Origin of the sequence: Microbacterium sp. NPDC056003, from assembly GCF_042274785.1 — a bacterium.
In the GTDB taxonomy this organism is placed as follows: domain Bacteria; phylum Actinomycetota; class Actinomycetes; order Actinomycetales; family Microbacteriaceae; genus Microbacterium.
Window position 1 is genome coordinate 620,575 of record NZ_JBHJXQ010000001.1, and the last position, 18,338, is coordinate 638,912.

General features: G+C 71.1%; 14 protein-coding genes. 7 read left to right on the forward strand and 7 right to left on the reverse strand.

What is annotated here, in order from left to right:
- Window positions 1–22: 22 nt before the first annotated feature.
- Window positions 23–1,186 (reverse strand): ADP-forming succinate--CoA ligase subunit beta, encoded by a 1,164-nt coding sequence (gene sucC / locus ACFC1W_RS02900; protein WP_375988454.1) that lies wholly within the window; start codon window positions 1,184–1,186, stop codon window positions 23–25.
- 135 nt (window positions 1,187–1,321) lie between these two features.
- Complete coding sequence (locus tag ACFC1W_RS02905) at window positions 1,322–2,965, reverse strand: FAD-dependent oxidoreductase (protein ID WP_375988456.1); 1,644 nt, start codon at window positions 2,963–2,965, stop codon at window positions 1,322–1,324.
- 127 nt (window positions 2,966–3,092) lie between these two features.
- Here ACFC1W_RS02905 and ACFC1W_RS02910 point away from each other — a divergent pair, with 127 nt between their 5' ends.
- The 7 genes from ACFC1W_RS02910 (at window position 3,093) to ACFC1W_RS02940 (ending at window position 12,453) form a co-directional block, all read left to right on the forward strand.
- The gene (locus tag ACFC1W_RS02910; RefSeq protein WP_191765967.1) at window positions 3,093–3,776 is read left to right on the forward strand and encodes a TetR family transcriptional regulator; all 684 of its coding nucleotides are present in this window, start codon (window positions 3,093–3,095) and stop codon (window positions 3,774–3,776) included.
- Between the two features lie 84 nt (window positions 3,777–3,860).
- Window positions 3,861–6,584 (forward strand): cation-translocating P-type ATPase, encoded by a 2,724-nt coding sequence (locus ACFC1W_RS02915; RefSeq protein ID WP_375988459.1) that lies wholly within the window; start codon window positions 3,861–3,863, stop codon window positions 6,582–6,584.
- Window positions 6,585–6,637: 53 nt separating this feature from the next.
- The gene (locus tag ACFC1W_RS02920) at window positions 6,638–7,765 is read left to right on the forward strand and encodes an alcohol dehydrogenase catalytic domain-containing protein (protein ID WP_375988461.1); all 1,128 of its coding nucleotides are present in this window, start codon (window positions 6,638–6,640) and stop codon (window positions 7,763–7,765) included.
- 96 nt (window positions 7,766–7,861) lie between these two features.
- Window positions 7,862–8,605: a formylglycine-generating enzyme family protein gene (locus tag ACFC1W_RS02925; protein ID WP_375988463.1), complete on the forward strand. Its 744-nt coding sequence runs from the start codon at window positions 7,862–7,864 to the stop codon at window positions 8,603–8,605.
- A gap of 72 nt (window positions 8,606–8,677) precedes the next feature.
- Window positions 8,678–9,910 carry an acyl-CoA dehydrogenase family protein gene (locus ACFC1W_RS02930; protein WP_375988465.1) on the forward strand — a complete coding sequence of 411 codons (1,233 nt, stop codon included), beginning with the start codon at window positions 8,678–8,680 and terminating at the stop codon, window positions 9,908–9,910.
- A 62-nt stretch (window positions 9,911–9,972) separates the two neighbouring features.
- Window positions 9,973–11,127, forward strand: a complete 1,155-nt coding sequence (locus tag ACFC1W_RS02935) for an AI-2E family transporter (protein ID WP_375988467.1) — start codon at window positions 9,973–9,975, stop codon at window positions 11,125–11,127.
- Between the two features lie 279 nt (window positions 11,128–11,406).
- Entirely contained in the window at window positions 11,407–12,453 is a 1,047-nt protein-coding gene (locus ACFC1W_RS02940; protein WP_375988469.1) for an ATP-dependent DNA ligase, read from the forward strand.
- Between the two features lie 62 nt (window positions 12,454–12,515).
- On the opposite strand, the gene ACFC1W_RS02945 is transcribed toward ACFC1W_RS02940, so the two are convergent.
- The 5 genes from ACFC1W_RS02945 to ACFC1W_RS02965 all read right to left on the reverse strand — a co-directional run bounded on the left by ACFC1W_RS02945 (window position 12,516) and on the right by ACFC1W_RS02965 (window position 18,281).
- Entirely contained in the window at window positions 12,516–13,004 is a 489-nt protein-coding gene (locus ACFC1W_RS02945) for a nitroreductase family deazaflavin-dependent oxidoreductase (RefSeq protein WP_375988471.1), read from the reverse strand.
- Between the two features lie 15 nt (window positions 13,005–13,019).
- Entirely contained in the window at window positions 13,020–14,051 is a 1,032-nt protein-coding gene (gene ligD / locus ACFC1W_RS02950) for a non-homologous end-joining DNA ligase (protein ID WP_375988473.1), read from the reverse strand.
- A gap of 343 nt (window positions 14,052–14,394) precedes the next feature.
- Window positions 14,395–15,444: an SseB family protein gene (locus ACFC1W_RS02955; RefSeq protein WP_375988475.1), complete on the reverse strand. Its 1,050-nt coding sequence runs from the start codon at window positions 15,442–15,444 to the stop codon at window positions 14,395–14,397.
- Window positions 15,445–15,509: 65 nt separating this feature from the next.
- The gene (locus ACFC1W_RS02960) at window positions 15,510–17,663 is read right to left on the reverse strand and encodes a carboxypeptidase regulatory-like domain-containing protein (RefSeq protein WP_375988477.1); all 2,154 of its coding nucleotides are present in this window, start codon (window positions 17,661–17,663) and stop codon (window positions 15,510–15,512) included.
- A 201-nt stretch (window positions 17,664–17,864) separates the two neighbouring features.
- Window positions 17,865–18,281 (reverse strand): hypothetical protein, encoded by a 417-nt coding sequence (locus tag ACFC1W_RS02965; RefSeq protein WP_375988479.1) that lies wholly within the window; start codon window positions 18,279–18,281, stop codon window positions 17,865–17,867.
- Window positions 18,282–18,338: the final 57 nt, after the last annotated feature.

Genomic DNA, 18,338 nt, shown 5'->3' on the forward strand with positions numbered 1-18,338 from the left:
TCCTAGTTCCGGATGTCTGGGCTCAGGCGTTGGCGAGCTCGGCGGCCTTGTCGGCGCCCTCGTCCATCGTCTCGGCGAGGGTCACGAGCGGGTGGTTCGCGTCGCGCAGGATCGCGCGGCCCTCCTCGACCTTGTTGCCGTCGAGGCGCACGACCAGCGGCTTCGAGGCACTCGAGCCCAGCTCGGCCAGCGCGCCGACGATGCCCTTGGCGACGGCGTCGCACGCCGTGATGCCGCCGAAGACGTTGACGAACACGCTCTTGACCTGTGGGTCGCCGAGGATGACGTCGAGGCCGGCTGCCATCACCTCTGCCGAGGCGCCGCCGCCGATGTCGAGGAAGTTGGCGGGCTTCACGCCGCCGTGGTTCTCACCCGCGTAGGCGACGACGTCGAGCGTCGACATCACGAGGCCCGCGCCGTTGCCGATCACGCCCACCTCGCCGTCGAGCTTGACGTAGTTGAGGTCGTTCTCCTTGGCCTTCGCCTCGAGCGGGTCGGCCGCGGCCTTGTCCTCGAGCAGCGCGTGGGCGGCGTGCCGGAAGTCGGCGTTCTCGTCGAGCGAGACCTTGCCGTCGAGGGCGATGATCTCGCCCTCCTCCGACAGGATGAGCGGGTTGACCTCGACGAGCGTCGCGTCCTCACCCTTGTAGACGGCGTAGAGCTTGACGAAGACGTCGCTGACCTTGTCGACCAGCTCGGGCGCGAAACCGGCGGCCTCGGCGATCTCGACGGCCTTCTGCTTGTCGATGCCCTGCAGCGGGTCGACGTTCACGCGGGCGAGGGCCTCGGGGCGCTCGACCGCGAGCTCCTCGATCTCCATGCCGCCCTCGACGCTCGCCAGCGACAGGTAGGAGCGGTTCGCGCGGTCGAGCAGCACCGAGAAGTAGTACTCCTTGTCGATGCGTGCGCCCTGCGCGACCATGACGCGCTTGACGACGTGGCCCTTGATGTCGAGGCCGAGGATGGCCTTCGCGGCCTCGTAGGCCTCATCGGGCGCCTTGGCGACCTTCACGCCGCCGGCCTTGCCGCGGCCGCCGGTCTTGACCTGCGCCTTGACGACGACGACTCCGCCGATCTTCTCGGCTGCGGCCCGCACCTCCTCCGGCGTGTCCGCGATGATGCCGGCGAGAACCGGCACCTCGTACTTCTCGAAAAGATCACGTGCCTGGTACTCGTACAGATCCACAGTGCATTCCTTCGCAGGTGGCGAATGGGGGTGGGATGACGCGAAAAGCGTCTCGACGTCGAGATATCGACCAGTACCCCAGCCTACTACCGCGTGCCGGGCGCTCCGGACCGCAGCGACGCGCCGGGGCCGTCGTCAGCGCGCGGCGGCGGACGACGTGGGCGGGGTGCTCCGCGTCACCTCCTCCTCTGGACGCTCGTCCGGACCCGCGTGCTCTTCGGGATCCTGGTGCTCCTCCGGCCCCTCGTGCTCCTCGCCGCGAACGCGCGGAAGCCGGGCCAGGTCGCACACCGCCGGGCCCTCGATGCGCGTCCCGTCCGCGGCGAACCGCGACGCGTGGAGCGGGCAGTCCCACGAGCGCTCGGCGTCGTTCCACGAGAGCACTCCGCCGAGGTGCGTGCACACCGCGCTCACCGCCCGCGTCGTGCCGTCGACGGTCGAGATGCCCACCGGGTGACCGGCGCGGTTCGCCACGATCCCCTCGCCCTCGGCCGGTCGGCGCACCGGCGTCGGCACCGTCTGGGCACCGACCCAGCCGCTGGCGGCCTCCCACCCGACGCGGAGGTTCTCGACGCCGCCGCGGGCCAGATCGGCCGGGACGGTCATCCGCGTCGCGATGACCCGCATCCACTCCGGGCGATCGCGCCACGGCACCCGCTCGATCTCGGCGGCGAGCCGCAGCGCCGCGGCCGGCCCGTTCGACAGCCCCCACTTCGCGAAGCCCGTCGCGAAGCGGATGCGTCCGAGCCCGCGCGGCATCGCCCCGACGAACGGCATGAGGTCATGCGACTGGTAATCCTGGGCCGACCACTGCGCGACGGGTTCGGCGCCCGGGAACTGCACGCCGGCCCACCGGATGAGGTCGTCGATCTCGGCCTGCGGCGAGGCCGCCCGACCGACCGGGAAGCCGTTGCCCCCGACGATCAGCTGAGCGGCGTCGGCGGGCCCGTCGGCGGGAGTGATCGACCGGACCGACTTCGTCTCGCCGTCGACCGAGAGGTACAGCCCATCGGGCACCGGCGCGTCGATCGCGAAGGCGACGCACGACGACCGCAGCCCGCGCACCTTCGCGAAGTACAGCCCACGGTCGGTGATCGGTGCGGCTGTGGCCAGCACGACGCGATCGGCCGACGCCGACCCCTCGTCGGTCCACACCCGCGCCCTCGGCACGACGTGCACGCGCGTGACGCGAGCACCGGTGTGCAGCGTGCCGCCTGCCGCGAGGAAGGCGCGCGCGAGCGCGACGGCGACGCGCTGCGGATCGATCGCGACCTGGTCGTCGAGCGCCACCGCCGCCTGCATCGGCACACTGCTGTCGGTGAGCTCGGAACCCTCGACACGGCGCACCGGCAGGCCTGCCTGGGCCGCGGCATCCCGCTCCGCCTCGACGCATTCAGCGCCCTCGGGAGTCTGCGCATACGAATAGGCGGTCCGCCGCGAGTACGGCACGCCCGCACCGTCGGCGAAGTCGAGCAGCCATTCGGCGCCGTCGCGGTTCGCGTCGGCATAGGCACGGACGAGGCGCGCCGGATGGTGGCGGCGCAGCGACGACAGCACCGAGCCCTGCAGCAGCGAGAGCTTGCCCGTATTCGCCCCGGTCGCGAGGTTCGCCACCTCGCCCGCCTCGAGTACGGCGACGTCGCGTCCGGCCCGCGCGAGCAGCAGGGCTGTGGTGAGCCCGGTGATGCCCGCGCCGACGACGATGACCTCGTGGTGCCGTCCCGGCTCGAACGGCGAGCCCTCGACGATGCCGGCTGAGTGCTTCCAGATCGACGCCATGCCGCCAGTCAACTCCCGACGAGCGCGCGGCGACAGCCCGTTGACAAGGCTCCCCGGCAGATGAGAGCGATGAGGACGGAGATTCGGATGCCGCGGCCGACGCGCGTTCACTAGGCTCTCCCCCGAGATGTCCGACACCACCGCGATCCCGTCCGCCGCGCCGCAGGCCGCGGTCGTCGCCGCCGCGCTCGAGCTGTTCGCCGAGCAGGGCTTCGATCAGACCTCGGTCGAGCAGATCGCCCAGGCCGCGGGGGTGTCGCGCTCCACGTTCTTCCGCCAGTTCGGCGGCAAGGACGACGTCGTGTTCGCCGACCACGAGCTGCTGCTGGAGCGCCTGCGCGAGTTCCTGGCGGGATCGCACCCCGATCCGTGGAAGGCGGTGTGCGAGGCATCCATCCTGGTCTACGCCCACTTCGCCGCCGACCCCGAACTCGCGCGCCGGCGCTACACGGTCGTGCGCCAGGTGCCGGCGCTCCGCGAGCGCGAGATCGTCACCGTCTTCCGCTACGAGCGCCTGTTCGACGAGTACCTCCGCAGCGCGCTGCCCGGGCTCGACCCGATCGACGCCGTCGGCTTCGCCGCGCTCGTCACCGCGATCCACAACCACGTGCTGCGTCAGCTGCTGCGCGGGCCCAAGCGCGTGCCCGTCTCGGTGCTGCGCCGAGCGCTCGACGATGCGCTGCGTCGCTTCGGCGTGCAGCCCGACGGGGAGGCTCGGGATGCCGCGGCCGACGACGTCGTGGTGGCGGTCTTCCCGCGTTCCATGCCGGCGGCCGAGGTCGCGCGGCGACTGCAGGAGCGGCTCGACTGAGCCGCGGCATCCGCTCTCCGATATCACCCGGCGAGCGCGGATCTCATCCTCGCCCCGCCGTATGAGCGGCGGTAGGGTCACCCCATGAGCACCGTGGAATCGTCGCCGACCGCTGCCGCCGGACCGACCCCCTGGTACACGCAGGAGCCCGACGCCGTCGTCTCCTCGCTCGGCGCGGACCGCGAGCGCGGCCTGACCGAGGCCGAAGCCGCACGGCGCCTCGCCGAGCACGGTCCCAACTCCATCGCCGCCGAGCCCGCGCCGTCGGTGTGGCAGGTGTCACTCAGGCAGCTCGCCGATCCGATGAACGTGATGCTCGTCGTGGTGGCGGTCATCAGCCTCGTCATCAACCAGACCAGCGTCGGTCTCGTCGTCGGGGCGCTCGTCGTGCTCAACGTCGTCCTCGGTGCGAAGCAGGAGCTGAAGGCCAAGGCCTCGGTCGACGCGCTGGCCAAGATGCAGATCCCGCAGGCCAGGGTCACGCGTGACGGGGTGCTGCGCCAGGTCGACGCGACCGACCTCGTGCCCGGTGACCTGGTCTCGCTGGAGGCGGGCGACATCGTGCCGGCTGACGGCCGCATCCTGCGCTCGGCCACACTCGAGACGCAGGAGGCGGCCCTCACGGGCGAGAGTGCGCCGATCGCCAAAGATGCCGCGACCATCGCCGACGCCGACACCACGCTCGGCGACCGGGCGAACATGGTCTTCCAGAACACGCTCGTCACCCGCGGCACGGCGTCGGTCGTGATCACCGACACGGGCATGGGCACCCAGATGGGGCAGATCGCGTCGATGCTGTCGGCCGTCAAGCCGGCGAAGTCTCCGCTGCAGCGCGAGCTGGACTCGCTGACCGGGGTGCTCGGCTGGATCGCGTGGGGTGCCGTCGCCGTCATCATCATCACCGGGCTGCTGCGCGGTCAGGAGGTCGCCTCGGTGATCCTGCTCGGCATCTCGATGGCCATCTCCGCCATCCCGACGGGCATGCCCTCGTTCGTGCAGGCGATGCTCTCGCACGGGTCGCGCCAGCTCGCCGAGCACAAAGCCGTCGTCAAGAACCTCACGGACGTCGAGACCCTGGGCGCGACGAGCGCGATCAACTCCGACAAGACCGGCACCCTCACGATGAACGAGATGACCGTCGAGTCGCTCTACTACGCGGGAGACTGGTACACGGTCGGCGGCAGCGGGTACGAGAAGAGCGGCGACATCCTCCAGGTCGCCGGACAGCCGGTGCCCGACTTCACGCAGCTCGCGCTCGGGCTCACGCTCTGCAGCGACGCGACGGTGTCCGACGACGGCGCCGTGATCGGCGACCCCACCGAGGCTGCCCTGGTGGTGCTCGCGGCCAAGATGGGGGCCGACGCCGAGCTCACGCGCGCCAGATTCCCGCGCGCTGCCGAGGTGCCCTTCGACTCGGCGTACAAATTCATGGCGACCTACCACGAGGTGCCGCAGGACGGTGCGACGCGGCTCATCAGCCTCGTCAAGGGCGGTCCGGATGTCGTGCTCGACCGCTGCTCGACGGTGCTCACCGCCGACGGCCCGGCGCCGATCGACGCGCTGCGCCAGAGCGTCCTCGACGCGAACCGGCGACTCTCGGAGCAGGGGCTGCGCGTGCTCGCCTTCGCCGCGCGGCGCTTCGCGCCCGGCGCTCCGGTGCCCGCCGATCCGATGACCGAGGTGAAGGACCTCACGTTCGTCGGTCTCGTCGGCATCATCGACCCGCTGCGCCCGTCGTCGAAGGAGGCCGTGCGCATCGCGAAGGAGGCCGGCATCGAGGTACGCATGATCACGGGCGACCACGCGATCACCGCCGCCGCGATCGGCGCGAAGCTCGGGCTCGGACCGGGTGCGGCCAGCGGCGCCGACATCCAGGCGATGAGTGACGACGAACTCAAAGCGGCGCTGCCGAACCTGCACGTGTTCGGTCGCGTCACCCCCGAAGACAAGCTGCGCCTCGCCCGCCTGATGCAGGAGGAGGGCGCGGTCGTCGCCATGACGGGCGACGCGGTCAACGATGCCGCGGCCCTCAAGCAGGCCGACATCGGTGTGGCCATGGGGTCGGGCAGCGATGTCACGAAGCAGGCCGGCAAGATGATCCTCGTCGACGACAACTTCGGCACGCTGGTCACCGCGGTACGGCTCGGCCGGTCGATCTACGAGAAGATCGTGAGCTACGTGCGCTACCAGATGGCGCAGCTGTTCTCGCTGGTGCTGCTCTTCCTGGTGGCGAGCATCTTCGACATCAACGACGGGGTGCCGCTCACGCCGATCATGGTGCTGTACCTCAACTTCTTCGTCACGATCTTCCCGGTCATCGTGATCATGCTCGATCCGGTCCCCGACGGCATCATGCAGCAGCCGCCGCGTGACCCGAAGATGACGATCGCCAACCGCCGGGCGGTCGTGATGTGGTTCTTCTACGGCCTGCTGATCTTCGCCACCTCGCTCGTACCGCTGCTGGCCTGGCCCGACCTCGCCAGCTCGACCGAGCCCAATGCGCCGGTCACGATGACCTTCGTGATCGCAGCGCTCGGATCGATCTTCGGCGGCCTGGTGATGCGGCGCGACCCCGAGTCGGGGCTGTCGGCGCCGATCCTCACCGCGGTCAAGTGGCTCGCGATCCCGCTGGCGCTGACCGTGGTGGCCGTGGAGATCGGCTTCCTGCAGCGCCTGATCGGCACGGTCGCGCTGACGGGACCGCAGTGGCTGGCCTGCCTGGGGCTCGCGCTCATCGTGCCCGTCGTGGTCGAGCTCGAGAAGTGGATCCGCCGCGGTCGCCTCGCGCGGCACGGCCGGCCCGCCTGACCCGGATAGCCTGTGCCGGACCGCATCGTCGCGGCCGACGACCAGGAGGTGTCATGCAGATCATCGGAGCCGTCCTCGAACGCTCCGGCGCCCCGACGCCCTTCGCACGCTCGCGGCCCTTCACCGTCGGTCCCCTCGAACTCGACCCGCCCGGTGCCGGCGAGCTGCTCGTCCGCATCGAGGCCGCGGGCGTCTGCCACTCCGACCTGAGCGTGGTCGACGGCAATCGCGTGCGTCCGACGCCCATGCTCCTCGGCCACGAGGCGGCGGGCATCGTCGAAGAGGTCGGCGAGGGGATCGCGGATGTCGCGCGCGGCGACCGCGTCGTGATGACCTTCCTCCCCCGCTGCGGCGAATGCGACGGCTGCCGCACCGAGGGGCGCCTGCCCTGCACGCCGGGAACGGCGGCCAACAACGCCGGCACGCTCGTGGGCGGCGGCATCCGTCTGCATCGCACGGGCACCGACGGCGCAGACCAGGACGTGCACCACCACCTCGGCGTCTCGGCGTTCGCGAGCCACGCCGTCGTGAACCGCACGTCGGTGGTGAAGGTCGACCCCGACGTGCCTGCCGAGGTCGCCGCGCTGCTCGGCTGCGCGGTGCTGACCGGCGGCGGCGCCGTGCTCAACGCGGGTCGTCCGGCGCCGGGCGAGCGCGTCATCGTCGTCGGGCTGGGCGGCGTGGGCATGGCCGCGCTGCTCGTGGCCGTCGCGCTGGGCCACGAGCTCGTCGGCGTCGATGCCGTCGACGCGAAGCTCGGCCTCGCCCGCGATCTCGGCGCCGTCGGCGCGATGAGCCCGGCCGAAGCGGTGGAACGCGGCATCCGGGCCCCCGTCGTCATCGAGGCGGCGGGCGCCGCGCGCGCCTTCGAGACCGCAGTCGCCCTCACCGCCCCGGGCGGGACCACGGTGACGGTCGGCCTTCCCGCCCCCGACGCCCGCGCGAGCGTGTCGCCGCTTGTGCTGACGGCCGAGGCCCGCACCATCGTCGGGAGCTACCTCGGATCGGCGGTGCCGAGCCGGGACATCCCGCGCTACATCGAGCTGTGGCGCGCCGGGCGACTGCCGCTCGAGCGGCTCGTGTCGTCGCGCATCCGCCTCGGCGACATCGACGACGCGATGGACCGCCTCGCCGCCGGAGGCGAGCTGCGCCAGCTCATCACGCCCGACCCGCCGTCCTGATCATCCGAACTCGCGCGAGCACCGACATCGCCGCGGTCCTAGGCTCGGGAGCGTGAACAGCCCGGGGCACCGAACCCTCCACACGGAGGCGGCGTCGTGACCGACCTCGAGCTCGCCCGCATCGCCGGCGGCTCGGTGACCCTGCACGACGCCCGCAACAAGACGCGGCGCACCGTCGACCTGGAGCCGTTCGAGATCGGCGTCTATCCGGTCACACAGGAGCAGCTCGCCGAAATCATCGGCGAGTCCGCGCGTCACCCGCGCCGTCCCGCGGTCGATGTGAGCTGGCTGCGCGCCATCCGCTTCTGCAACGCCGCGTCGGAGTGGGAGGGCCTCGACCCGGCCTACTCCTTCGACGGCGAAGACGTCACGTGGCACGTCGACTCCGACGGCTACCGGCTGCCGACCGAGGCGGAGTGGGAGTTCGCGTGCCGCGCCGGCTCGACGGGCGCCCACTACGGACCGCTCGCCGACGTCGCGTGGACCAGCGCAGACGGCGTCACCGCCCCTCAGGACGTCGGCGGCAAGCTCCCCAACCTCAACGGGCTCTTCGACACCCTCGGCAACGTGTGGGAGTGGTGCTGGGATCTGCTCGATCCCGCCCGCTACGACGCCTACCGGGTGTTCCGCGGCGGCGGGTTCGCCGACGACGCCTGGAGCGTGCGCGCTTCGACGCGGCGCGGCGGGGCACCCCGCATGCACCACGACGACGTCGGGATGCGGATCGCGCGGGGCGGCTTCGATGGACGGGATGCCGCGCAGGGCTGGTCCGCTGCGGCCGATGCCGAGCGAGCCGCGATCACCGGCCCGCTCCCGCCCGGGTGGACACCGCGGCACTGACAGGCCGAGACGGATGTGGTGAGACTGAGTACTATGTGAGTTGAGATTCAGTTCCACCCAGAGGAGTCCGTCGTGACCGAGTTCCAGCCCCGCCCCGGCCAGAGCACCGCCGGCTACGACGTCACGCGGCGCCTCGGCACCGACTACTACCAGGTGTTCGCGAACATCCCCGCCGAGGACCGCGCGGTGTGGGAGCGCGCGCAGGCCTATGTCGACGAGGTCGGCACCCGCATGCAGGACGCGTGGGATGCCGCGGAGTACCCCCTCGACATCGCGATGCGCCTCGGTGAACTCGACCTCCTCAACGACGGCATCGTGCACCCCGAGCTCACCCGCTTCTCGCCGCTGGCGGCCGGCCTGGTCAACATGGAGGTGTCGCGCGGTGACGGCTCGCTCGGCACGGTGATCGCCGTCCAGGGCGGCCTCGCGCTGCGCACGCTCGCGCTGTTCGGCAGCCCCGAGCAGCAGGACCGCTGGCTGAAGCCCGTCGCGCGCGGTGAGGTCCCCGCCTCCTTCGCACTCACCGAGCCCGACCATGGCTCGGACTCCGTGTCGCTCGAGACCGTCGCCCGCCGCGACGGGGACGAGTGGGTGATCGACGGCGCCAAGAAGTGGATCGGCAACGGCGCATCCGGCGGCATCACGTTCGTGTGGGCGCGCGTCGACGACCCCGAGGCGTCCGAGCACGGCGCCGTCCGCTGCTTCCTCGTGGAGCAGGAGGCCGCTGGGTACACCGGCACCGTGATCGGCGGCAAGGCGTCGCTGCGCGGCATCCATCAGGCCCTCATCACTCTGGACGGGGTGCGCGTCCCCCTCGACGCGGCGCTGCCGGGCACGAAGAACTTCAAAGATGCCTCGACCGTGCTGTACTCGACGCGCTCGGGCGTCGCATGGTCGGCGCTCGGTCACGCGACCGCCTGCTACGAGGCGGCGCTGTCGTATGCGCAGCAGCGGATGCAGTTCGGCAAGCCGCTGGCGAAGTTCCAGATGGTCCAGGAGCGCCTCGCGCAGATGCTCGAGGAGCTGACCGCGATGCAGCTGTACTGCCGGCACCTCGCCGACCTCGAGGCGTCCGGCGGACTGCGACCGACGCAGGCTTCGCTCGCGAAGTACCACAACACGCGCGCGGCGCGGCGGATCGCGGCGACCGCGCGCGACCTGCTCGGCGGAAACGGCATCCTGCTCGAGAACGGCGTGATGCAGCACATGGCCGACATCGAGGCCATCCACACCTACGAGGGCACCGAGAGCGTGCAGGCGCTGCTGATCGGGCGCGACATCACCGGCATGAGCGCGTTCGCGTAGCAAACACCGCCTCTCCCGGCAAGGCGCCCGAGCGGCGCGGCCGTCGCCCCTAGCCTCGGCGCATGGGCTTCTTCCGCAGCACCCCGCAGACCGTGCGCCTGGAATCTCACGACGCCGAGCTGAGGGCGACGCGCGCGCCGTGGAGCCTGTGGGCCGACGGGTTCGGCAAGCTCGCGATCCGCGCACTGCAGATCATCCTCGTCGTGGCGGTGGCGGCGGGGGTCGTCTTCGTGATCCAGTCGCTCACGCTCGTGACGATCCCGCTGGTGATCGCGCTCATCCTCGCGTGCGCGTTCAACCCCGTGATGAGCTGGATGCGGCGGCGCGGTCTCCCGTCGATTCTGGCCACCCTCCTCACGCTCCTCGCGATCGTCCTCATCCTCGGGCTCCTCGGCTGGCTCATCGTGTGGGCGGTGCGCGACCAGTGGGACGAGCTGTACACACAAGCGCAAGCCGGCTTCGACGACCTGCTCGCGTGGCTCCAGACACTGCCGTTCGACGTCCTGCAGCCCGAGCAGCTCGACGAGTGGGTCGCGACGCTCACCGACTTCGTCACCAGCGCGCAGTTCGGCTCGGGCGCACTCGCGGGCGTCGGCGCGGTCGCCAACTTCGTCACCGGCTTCGTGCTCATGGTGACGATCCTGTTCTTCTTCCTGAAGGACGGACCGCAGATGTGGGAGTTCCTGCTGCGGCCGTTCCGCGGCGAGAACTACCTGCGCGCGCGCCGCATCGGCGACAAGACCACGACGGTGCTCGGCTCGTACGTGCGCGGCACCGCCACGGTCGCGGCGGTCGATGCGATCGGCATCCTGATCGGCCTGCTGATCCTGCAGGTTCCTCTCGCCGTACCGCTCGCGGTGCTCGTGTTCCTCCTCGCGTTCATCCCGATCGTCGGTGCGACGGTGGCGGGCATCCTGGCCGCCCTCGTCGCGCTCGTCGCCAACGGGTGGGTCAATGCGCTCTTCGTCGTCGGCGTGGTGGTGCTCGTCAACCAGCTCGAGGGGAACTTCCTGCAGCCGTTCCTCATGGGCCGCTCGATGAAGCTGCACGCATTCGTCATCCTCGTCGCGCTGACCGTCGGCGCGGTGCTCGGCGGCATCGTCGGCGCCGTGCTCGCCGTGCCCGTCGCCGCGGCCGCGTGGGGCGTCATCCAGGTCTGGGACGGACCCGGCCTCCCCGCCCGCTGGGCCCGGCCGAAGCTTCCGATCGAGGCCTGATCCGGCGTTCCGCGCGACGTCTCGGACCGGGCTCGGTGTGCCCGCGGTGTCGGCGGGGACGGCGTGATCGGCGTGGCGGCGTGCGGACGTGCCGGCGTGCCGGGCGTGCCGGCGTGCGGGTGTGCCGGGCGTGCCGGCGTCCGGTGACTCGCCGCAGGACTGCGACTGCGGCGATCCTCGCGAAGATCGGCGCGGCGAACCGAGCGGAGGCGGCGGCGCTGTTCGCGGCGTCCGCACCTGAACCTGTCCGACGTCCGACGTGCACGGCAGGATGGGCTCATGCCGTACGACATCCCCGCGCCGATGCTGGCGAAGTCCGTGCCCGCCGTGCCCGACCCTGCCAAGACGCCGGGCGGGCTGAGCTTCGAACCGAAGTGGGACGGCTTCCGCGCGCTGGTGTCGTGGGACGGCGAGAATGTCGAGATCGGCTCGCGCGGGGCCAAGCCGCTGACGCGGTACTTCCCCGAACTCGTCGAGGCCTTCGCGCGCCTGCTGCCCGAGCCGTGCCTCGTCGACGGCGAGATCGTCGTACCCAAGGGCGAGCCCGGGGCGCAGCGGCTCGACTGGGAGTCGCTGACCCAGCGCATCCACCCCGCGGCTTCCCGGGTGAACATGCTGGCCGAGACGACGCCGGCGATGTTCATCGCGTTCGACCTGCTCGCGCGCGGCGATCGCGATCTCCAGCCCGAGCCGTTCGAGGTGCGGCGTGCCGAGCTCGTCGACCTGCTCGGCGGTGTGCCGCACCCCGTGCACGTGACCCGCACGACCGACGATCCCGCTCTCGCCGAGCACTGGCTGGCCGAGTTCGAGGGAGCCGGGCTCGACGGGGTCGTCGCCAAGCCGCTCGCCCAGCCTTACGCACCCAACAAGCGCACGATGTTCAAGATCAAGCACGCGCGCACCGCCGACGTCGTGGCGCTGGGGTACCGCATCCACAAGTCGGGCGCCGGCGTGGGTTCGCTGCTCGTCGGACTGTACGCCGACGACGGCACGCTCTACCCCGTCGGCGGCGTCGCCGCCTGGAGCAACGCCCGCCGACTCGAGCTCATCGACGAGCTCGCTCCGCTCGTCGAGCGCGATGAGAGCGGCGCCGCCGTGAAGGGAGAGGGCGAGAAGTCGCGCTTCTCCGCGCCCGATCGCGACTCGTCGTTCGTGCACCTGCGCCCCGAGCGGGTGCTCGAGGTGCGCTACGACCAGCTCGAGGGCTGGCGCTTCCGTCACACCGTGCAGTTCGAGCGCTGGCGCCCCGACCGCGATCCTGAATCGTGCACGTACGATCAGCTCGAGTCCGTCTCGGCCTACGACCTCGGCGACGTCCTCGACTGACGCGGGCGTCGAGCGAGCGGGGTGAGACGAACCGCCTCTGACCGGCGGAGGAAGCCGTACCCTCAGTCGGCCTCGATCCCCGTCCCGCCGCTCGGCGGCCCGAACTCCACGACGGGGATGTCAGGCTCGCCGCCCTGCAGTGCCTCCATCGCCGCCCGCAGATGACTCCAGGCTTCGGGATGCGCGGCGGCGTACGCCGCGAGCACGGTTGCCGACGCCGCCGGGTCGAGCAGACGCGGCTGCGCCCGCACCCGCCGGTACCGCCCGACGCTGAGGAAGGCCACGCCGTTCGCCGCGAGGTTGCGATACCACTGCGACTTACGGCCGAAGCCACTCGCGACCCGCACAGCGTTGCGTTCCATCCCGATGACCTCGACCACGACGAAGCGACGCTCACCGGACGTGCGCCCGCGGTGCTCGATCATCACCAGCCGATCGCCGAAGATCCACCCGAGACTCGCACGGTAGAGCGGGATCGGCAGACGCATGAGCCAGCGCACGCGCAACAGCCGGGCCATCAGGCGGTCGACCACACGCGGTTTTGACGTCATCGCGGCGCCCCGTCGTCAGTCCCAGTTCTCGGGGTTCTTGCGGCTGGGCTGCACCCGTGGCGGCTCCCCAGGCATCTTCGGGAAGTCCGGCGGGAACGGAAGCTCGCCGAGCCCGTCGTCGAGGTCGCGCTGCCACCACGCGAGAAGCGTGTCGATGCGGCCCGGCTCCGCCAGCAGGTCGGCCCACGGGTCGCCGACCTCGGCCAGGCGCCCGGGCACCGAGCGCACCGTGAACGACGACGGGTCGACCCCCGCCTCCAGTTCGTCCCACGTCACCGGCGTGGACACCGTCGCCGCGGGCAGGGCGCGCGGACTGTAGGCGCCCGCCATCGTGCGGTCGCGGTTCGCCTGGTTGAAGTCGATGAAGATGCGTTCGCCGCGCTCTTCCTTCCACCAGTTCATCGTGACCTTGTCGGGCATGCGCCGCTCCAGTTCGCGCCCGGCCGCGATCACCGCGTGCCGCACGTCGAGGAATTCCCACTCCGGCGCGATGGGACAGAAGACGTGGATGCCGCGATTGCCGCTCGTCTTGAGGAACGGCGTGAGCCCCGCCTCGATCAGCACCTCGCGCAGCGCGGGAGCGACGGCCGCGGCATCCGCGAAATCCGTTCCCGGCTGAGGGTCGAGGTCGATCCGCAGCTCGACGGGGTTGTCTGTGTTGGCCGTCAGCGACGCCCACGGGTGGAAGACGATCGTGTTCATCTGCACCGCCCAGACAGCCGCCGCGATCTCGGTCAGGATGAGCTGCGGATGCCGCCGCCCGCTGTTGTATGTGACGGTCTGCGCCTCGACGAACGCGGGTGCGCCCTTGGGCGGGTTCTTCGAGTAGAACTTCTCGCCCCCGACGCCCTCGGGGAACCGTTCGAGCGAGACCGGCCGGTCGCCGTTCGCGGCGAGGAACGGCTGCGCGACCGCGAGCAGGTACTCGGCCAGCTCGTGCTTGGTGATGCCGAGCTCGGGCCAGATCACGCGGTTCGGGCTGGACAGCCCCACCTCGCGGTCGCCCTCGGGCCCGGGAATGGTCAGGGTGATGCGCTCCGACGCCATGCCTCGACCCTAGGCGCGGGGCGCGACATCCCGCACCCCTCCTCGGGATCCGGCGCCTTCGGGCCGCAGAACCTCGTGCGCAGAATCGGAGATCATCCGCGACACGCCGGGGACGGATGCCGCGCCCCGGCGCGCCGCCGAAGATCTCCGCCGCTACGACACGCGGTGTCAGGCGGCCGCGCGACGCAGGCGCCACCGACCGGACGCCGCGCCAAGACCCCCGTCGTGCGCAACATCGGAGATCGCCCACGACACGCCGGGGACGGATGCCACGACCCGGCGTGGCGCCGAAGATCTCCGCCGCTACGACACGCGGTGCCGGGCGGCCGCGCGTGCCGGGGCGTCAGGCTGCGGTGGCGAAGACCGGTGAGAGCTCGTCGCGCGACAGGCGGATCCAGGGGCCGGCCGGATCGACGATCACTCCCGCGAGGCCCTCGTCGCCGAGCGCGGACGCGAGCTGGGCGGCGGTCACGGGAGCGGCCTGGTCGCCGCGTCCCATGACGGCCACCTCGACCGGGTGCGAGTACACCTCGAGGTAGCGGGAGCCGTCCTCGGCACGTCCCTCCGCGATGCCGGGGCGACCGTCGTCGAGCTTGCCCACGGCCACCCACAGCGGCGCCTCGGCGAGCGCCTGCGCCACGGCGGCGGCCGTCTCGGGGGTGCGTTCGGCTGCCAGGAGTGCCTTGATCGCGAGCTTCTCGTCAACCTTCTCGAGGAGCTTCTTGAGCAGGTCCTTCGGCAGCACGGCCCGCGCGGGCGCCGAGGACTGGTCGAGGACGAGACCCTCGTAGGGTCCGGCGAGCACATGCTTGATGACCGACAGCACCGGCTGCCCGAGAGCCGAGGTGTCGGCATCACCGTCGGCGCGCACGCTCGCCTGCAGCGCGGCGCCGCTCGAGTACGCCAGCGCGAAGGCGCGGTCCCCCACCTTCACCATCGCGAGCGGGAGCTCCTTGCCCTCGGCGAGCAGTGCACGGGCGTCGCCCTTGATGCGCAGGAAGAGGTGCCCCTGCAGGCACTGCCGTGCCACGTCGAGGAGTGCCTGCGGTGCCGTGCCGTCGGCGAGCCGGGCGAGCGCCTCCCGCACGAGCACATTGTCCTGGAGCCCGGGGACGGTCTCGGTCGCACGCGGCGCGACCTTGGTGGCCGCGCGCCCGGTCTTGCGGGGCTGCAGCTGGGGCTTGGCCGGCGGAGGCGCCGAAGCGCCGAGTCCGCCGTACGAGGACACCGAGATGGAGACGGATGCCGCAGCCGCCGCGTCGTCGGCCGCGGACGTCGCGTCAGGGGCATCGATGCTCGCCCCGGCGATCTCGCTGTCGACCGCCTCTTCGGGCGCGGCGTCGTCAGCCGGCGTTTCGGAGGAGTCTTTGGATCGGCGCGAGAACAGAGCCATGGTCCGAGCCTAACCCGGGCAGGAGGACGCCGACCTGGGCTGTCCCCAGGCCGGCGCACCCACGCTCAGCGCAGCGAGGCGCGGTAACCCCATATCCGCGCGGCCGCCTCCGTCGCGAAGCACTCCTCAGGGTCGGTCACGGCGTAGTACTGACCGCCTGGGACGTGGTAGATCCAGTCGCTCGTGTGACGGGTCGTCTGATTGCCCTTGACCGGGTATCCCGACGGGCAGTTGTCCCGGCTCGCGGGGCGGGCCTTGCCGGACGACACCGCGCCGGTCGTCGCGCTGCTGCGCGAAAGCGTCTGGTACCCGCTCCGGCTCCCCACCACGACCACCCTGACGGACTTGCCGATGTGCGCCTTCGACAGGGTGAATGTCGACCTCGACCCGCTCGCCGCCAGCGCGCCGCCGACGTACCACTTGTACGTGAACGACGAGGCAGACCAGGTTCCCGGCCTGGCCGTGAGTGTGGACCCCGCGATGAGGCTCCCGCCGATGGACGGCGCAGCCGTGACAGCGATGCGCGGCGTCTTGGGCGAGGTGCGGGAGACCGTCGACCAGCCCGACTTGCGCCCCGTGACGGCGACCGTGATCTGCTTGTCCTTCTGGTAGCGGCTGAGCACGAAGGTCGACCGGGTCGCGCCCGAGATCGGCTTGCCGTCGGCGTACCACTGATAGGAGAAGCTCGTGCCGGCGGTCCAGGTCTTCGGGCTGGCGGTCAGGGTCGAGCCGACCATGTAGACGCCCGAGATGCTCGGCGTGGCCACGGTCGCGACCCGCGCCGTGGACGCGGACGTCGCGGTCACGGTCGCAAAGCCGGGCTGCTTGCCGATGACCTTGACCGTGATGCGCTTGTCACGCTGGGGCGACATGGGCCGGAACGTGTAGCCGGTCGCACCGCTCACGGCCGCGCCGTCGGCGTACCACTGGTAGGTGATGGCCATCCCCGACGTCCACGATCCGCGATCGGCCGTGAGGGCGAGTCCGACCGCTGCCGTTCCCGAGATCTTCGGAACCGAGTATCCCGTAACCTTCGGCGTCGCCGCAGCCTTCTTCGTCACGGTCGCGTAGCCGGTCTTCGTGCCGGTCACAGCGACCGAGATGCGCTTCGCGGTGTGGGCCGCCTTCGGCACGAAGGTGGACTTCGTCGCCCCGGTGATGGGTGCATCATCGGCGTACCATTGGTAGGCGAACGCGGTCGAGACGGTCCACGTTCCCGTTGTCACCGTCAGCGTGCTGCCGGTCGAGGCGATCCCGCTGATCTTCGGTGTGGCGACGGTGGCGACCTTCGGGGTGGCTGCAGACACCTTGCGCAGGTCGGCGTACCCGGGCAGCGATCCGGTCACCGCGACCTTGATCGTCTTGTCCTTGAGCGCGCTCGTCAGGACGAGCTTCGCGCTCGTCGCCCCGACGATCGCGGTGCTGCCGGCCAGCCACTGGTACGACAGCGCGGTGCCCGCAGTCCAGGTTCCGGCAACGGCGGTCAGCGTGAAGCCGACGCCCGCCGTTCCCGAGATACTGGGCATCTGGTACGCCAGTGCACCCGCGGCGACCGGTGCCGTCGCCTGCGACGGCACCGTGGTCGGAGCGAAGCCGTCCATCGCGCCCGTCAGGTCGACTCGAACGGTCTTGCCGAGCGTGTCCGCAGTGAGCGCGAAGGCCGGTTCGGTGGCACCTGCGACGGCGAGGCCATCCACGAACCACTGGTAGGAGAGGGTGGCCCCCTCGGTCCACACGCCGGGCTCGGCCGACACGGTCGAGCCGACGGCGACGGCGCCGATGATCTGCGGCACCGTGCCGGCGATCATGGGGGCTGCACTGAGCGACGCGCTCGCTTCGTGCGCGCCGCCGTCGACGACGGTGATGACGGATGCCTCGGCTTCACTGGCCGCGTCATCCCACCACTCGTCGAGAAATGTCGGCCCGGCAGCGTCGAAGTGGACCTTGTACTCGCCGGGTGTCAGATCCGGAACCGTGTACGAGCCGGCAGAGTCGGTCGACGCGACGACGGGCTCCGTCACTCCGTCGGCTGGGATGACGGACACGGTGACGTCCGCGATGGCGATGCCCGTGGCATTCGTCACCGATCCGCTGATCGAACCGGTCTGGAGCTCGAGAGCGGACGCGGAGGTCGCCGTGACCCCGCCACCGACGATCAATGCTGCGGCGACGAGTGTGCTGAGAGCGCGCGCTGGAGCACGGCCAGGAAGCAGAGACATTCGGTTCCTCGGAGGATCGCGTGGGTCCTGCACGGCCCCGCCGTCCACGCCGATCCCATTCTGTCCGCGCTGACCACGCCCGGAGGGCAGTTCGCGCCGGCTGGGCGAAAGCTGGGCCGATCCAGAGCTTCACGGCCCGCCGGCCTGCCCTCGGGCAGGAGAACGCCGACCTGGGCTGTCCCCAGGCCGGCGCACCCACGCTCAGCCGAGAGCGGCCACCCCTGCGACGATCACCGCGACGCCGACGGCGAGCAGCGCTGTCGCCAGCACCACCACGCCCACCCACAGCAGCGCGATCGCCCGGCCGGGGCGTTCGGGCTCGCGACCCAGGACCGAGAGGAAGAAACCCGCCGGGATGAGGATCGCTCCGGCGAGCACCCCCACCCCCGCCCACTGCCATCCGGGCGCGGCGCCCGACGCCGACAGCAGCAGGATGCACACCAGCCCGAGGAGGACGAGCACGCCGGCGTGCGCGTGGCCCGCCCGGAAGAACGTCTTCTGCAACCCGTTGAAGGGCAGCCCGCCGGTCGCGATGCGCAGCAGGAAGGTGCCTCCCGACATGATTCCGATGACCGTGAGGATGGTGGCTCCGGCGACGATGGTGATGATCGGGTCCATTCCGACCTCCTTGGATAGTTCGACTCTCCAATATTAGATAGCTATAGTATCCATCAC

Excerpts from the sequence above, each read along its gene's own strand:
- ACFC1W_RS02905 (WP_375988456.1), bottom strand. The coding sequence starts at position 2,965 with ATGGCGTCGATCTGGAAGCACTCAGCCGGCATCGTCGAGGGCTCGCCG.
- ACFC1W_RS02910 (WP_191765967.1), top strand. The coding sequence starts at position 3,093 with ATGTCCGACACCACCGCGATCCCGTCCGCCGCGCCGCAGGCCGCGGTC.
- ACFC1W_RS02915 (WP_375988459.1), top strand. The coding sequence starts at position 3,861 with ATGAGCACCGTGGAATCGTCGCCGACCGCTGCCGCCGGACCGACCCCC.
- ACFC1W_RS02920 (WP_375988461.1), top strand. The coding sequence starts at position 6,638 with ATGCAGATCATCGGAGCCGTCCTCGAACGCTCCGGCGCCCCGACGCCC.
- ACFC1W_RS02935 (WP_375988467.1), top strand. The coding sequence starts at position 9,973 with ATGGGCTTCTTCCGCAGCACCCCGCAGACCGTGCGCCTGGAATCTCAC.
- ACFC1W_RS02940 (WP_375988469.1), top strand. The coding sequence starts at position 11,407 with ATGCCGTACGACATCCCCGCGCCGATGCTGGCGAAGTCCGTGCCCGCC.
- ACFC1W_RS02945 (WP_375988471.1), bottom strand. The coding sequence starts at position 13,004 with ATGACGTCAAAACCGCGTGTGGTCGACCGCCTGATGGCCCGGCTGTTG.
- ligD (WP_375988473.1), bottom strand. The coding sequence starts at position 14,051 with ATGGCGTCGGAGCGCATCACCCTGACCATTCCCGGGCCCGAGGGCGAC.
- ACFC1W_RS02955 (WP_375988475.1), bottom strand. The coding sequence starts at position 15,444 with ATGGCTCTGTTCTCGCGCCGATCCAAAGACTCCTCCGAAACGCCGGCT.
- ACFC1W_RS02960 (WP_375988477.1), bottom strand. The coding sequence starts at position 17,663 with ATGTCTCTGCTTCCTGGCCGTGCTCCAGCGCGCGCTCTCAGCACACTC.
- ACFC1W_RS02965 (WP_375988479.1), bottom strand. The coding sequence starts at position 18,281 with ATGGACCCGATCATCACCATCGTCGCCGGAGCCACCATCCTCACGGTC.